The 2357-nt window shown below is 51.1% G+C and carries 3 protein-coding genes; 2 read left to right on the forward strand and 1 reads right to left on the reverse strand.

Annotated features, from left to right (window positions below; all coding sequences use genetic code 11):
- Together VFS25_RS01900 and VFS25_RS01905 are read left to right on the forward strand one after the other, a co-directional pair.
- Window positions 1-314 (forward strand): acyl-CoA dehydrogenase family protein (locus VFS25_RS01900; protein ID WP_326460418.1); only part of this gene is annotated, 314 nt, incomplete at its 5' end.
- A gap of 208 nt (window positions 315-522) precedes the next feature.
- Complete coding sequence (locus VFS25_RS01905; protein WP_326460419.1) at window positions 523-1497, forward strand: FAD:protein FMN transferase; 975 nt, start codon at window positions 523-525, stop codon at window positions 1495-1497.
- An 86-nt stretch (window positions 1498-1583) separates the two neighbouring features.
- Here VFS25_RS01905 and VFS25_RS01910 read toward each other — a convergent pair whose 3' ends face one another.
- Entirely contained in the window at window positions 1584-2204 is a 621-nt protein-coding gene (locus VFS25_RS01910; RefSeq protein WP_326460420.1) for an outer membrane beta-barrel protein, read from the reverse strand.
- Window positions 2205-2357 lie beyond the last annotated feature (153 nt).

Here is a 2357-nt window from a genome sequence, read left to right on the forward strand (position 1 = left end):
CCCAGAAAAAGCTGGCCGAAATGATCACCGAAATCACCAAGGCCCAGCTGTTGAACTGGCGTTTAGGTGTGCTGAAGAATGAAGGCAAGGCCACGCCGGCACAGGTATCTATGGCTAAGCGCAATGCCTGCGATATTGCCACCAAAATAGCCCGCGACGCCCGCCAGATACTGGGTGGTATGGGCATTACCGGCGAATACCCCATTATGCGCCACATGATGAACCTCGAAAGCGTGATTACCTACGAAGGCACCCATGAAATTCACCTGCTTATTACCGGTATGGATATTACCGGTATTGATGCATTCCATTGAGCAGGGCGTTAAAACCATTAACATAAAAAGGCACCTCTTTTATTGCTGCCTTTTTGTTTCTTCGCAGGAAAACAGCGGCTGCCTGCAGGCGCTTACCAGACTTTAATTTTCAGCAATGCCGGTCATTACATTTATTGCTCACTTGTTACATCGTATTTTTTACATCATACCATCCACATGCCGCCTCCTGCTTTTTACATGTTGCTGCTTGCTGCCGCTTACATCCGGCGCACAGCATTTACAGGTATGCGAAGGCAAAGCCCAGGGCACCTATTATATTGTTAAATACATCAGCAGCGACACCGCATCCCTGCAACACGCCATTGACAGCATTTTTGAGCAGATAGACCAGTCCCTCTCATTATACCGCCCCGGCTCATTGATCTGCCGCTTTAACGCCGGCAGGCAGGTGCAGATGGATGCCCACATGCAGGCGGTTATTACCCGCGCCCTGGAAGTAAGCCGCGCTACCGGCGGCGCGTTTGATATTACGGTAAAGCCGCTGGTAGATGCCTGGGGCTTTGGCCCGGTAAAACCCGCCTGGAAAGGCATACCCCCGGCAGATACCCTGCGCCGGCGCCTGCAGCTGGTGGGTTACCGTTACCTGCAGGTAAACGGGAATGTGCTGCGCAAGCAAAAAGCAGGCGTGCAAATAGATTGTAACGGCATAGCCCAGGGGTACACGGTAGATGTGCTGGCCCGTTTCCTTGAACGGCAGGGCATTGCCAATTACCTGGTGGATGTGGGCGGAGAGCTGCGCGCCGGAGGCCATAATGCGCAACACAAAATCTGGAGTGTGGGCATTGAAGGGCCTTCATCCGGCAGCGGCGACGCCCCTGTGCAAAACCTGGTGTACCTTGCCGGCAAAGCCATTGCCACCAGCGGCAATTACCGCCGCTTTTTTGACCAGGGCGGCACCCGCTTTGCACATACCATTGATCCTGTTTCCGGGCAGGCGCTGCACAACAACATTATCAGCGTTACGGTAATAGCCGGGGATTGTATTACTGCCGATGGTTTTGACAATGCGCTGATATTAATGGGGGTAGATAAGGCGCTCAGCTTCCTGCAGCAGCATCCGCAATATGGACTGGACGCTTATTTCATTTATAAAGATGCCGCCGGCAATATACAGGAGCGCTGCTCGCCGGGGTTTAAAAAATACCTGGCAACCGGCAGTTAGCCGCTGCCGCCCAATAAAAAGCCCCGCCGGATCATTCCCGCGGGGCAACCGATATAAACACGGCTTCCCTAGAATATGGAGTAACTTTAGTCAATGTGCCAGCGCAAACCAATATTTCCCTGAATTGTGCTAAAGTTGGTGATCTCGGCTACATTATAGGAAGCGTAGTTGTATTCGATACTTGCGTTTAATAATAACGGTGAAGCTTTGCCGAATGGTATATTAATTCCCAATTCCGGGCTGGCCATAAAGTGCCAGCTGTTATCCTTATCTACAAACATGCCCCAATATTTTTGATACTCCATATTGGCGGCTCCTATGCCCAGCGATGCATAGGGAATTACGGCTGCATCCGGTTTGGTGAACTGGTATTGTATAGTGGCCAGGGCGGGTATTACCTGCAAGGTACGGCTTTGCACTGCGGAAATATCTCCACCTTTGGTAGGATAAACGGCACGGGGCACTCTTTCATAAAAGTCCTGGAACCCGCTTTTTACGCCAACGGCTACCTGGTCGTTGATCATGTATTGCAACCCGGCCTGCCAGCCACGGAAGCTGGTTTTATCGGCATAATCCTTCAGGGCGCCCAGGGGCTGTGAAATGGAGTAATTGATATTAAAGGAAAGCGGGGGACGTACCTGTGCAGATACGGCTTGCATACACAGGCACCCTGCTATTATCATGATCCAGTTTTTTAAGCGTAACATCTTCTTCAGTTTTAAAGTAAACCATAATTATTTCTTCAGGTAAGGTGACTGTGAAAAAACGGCGGTCACCATGCTGTTCACGTTATTGCTATCCCACACGCCGGCGCCCCTGAACATGGCATTCCACACGGCATCCAGCTTTTTATCTTCCTG

It is taken from the genome of Chitinophaga sp. (genome assembly GCF_035761305.1).
GTDB lineage: Bacteria > Bacteroidota > Bacteroidia > Chitinophagales > Chitinophagaceae > Chitinophaga.

Coding starts and splice junctions, on each gene's coding strand:
- VFS25_RS01910 (WP_326460420.1), bottom strand. CDS start 2,204: ATGTTACGCTTAAAAAACTGGATCATGATAATAGCAGGGTGCCTGTGT.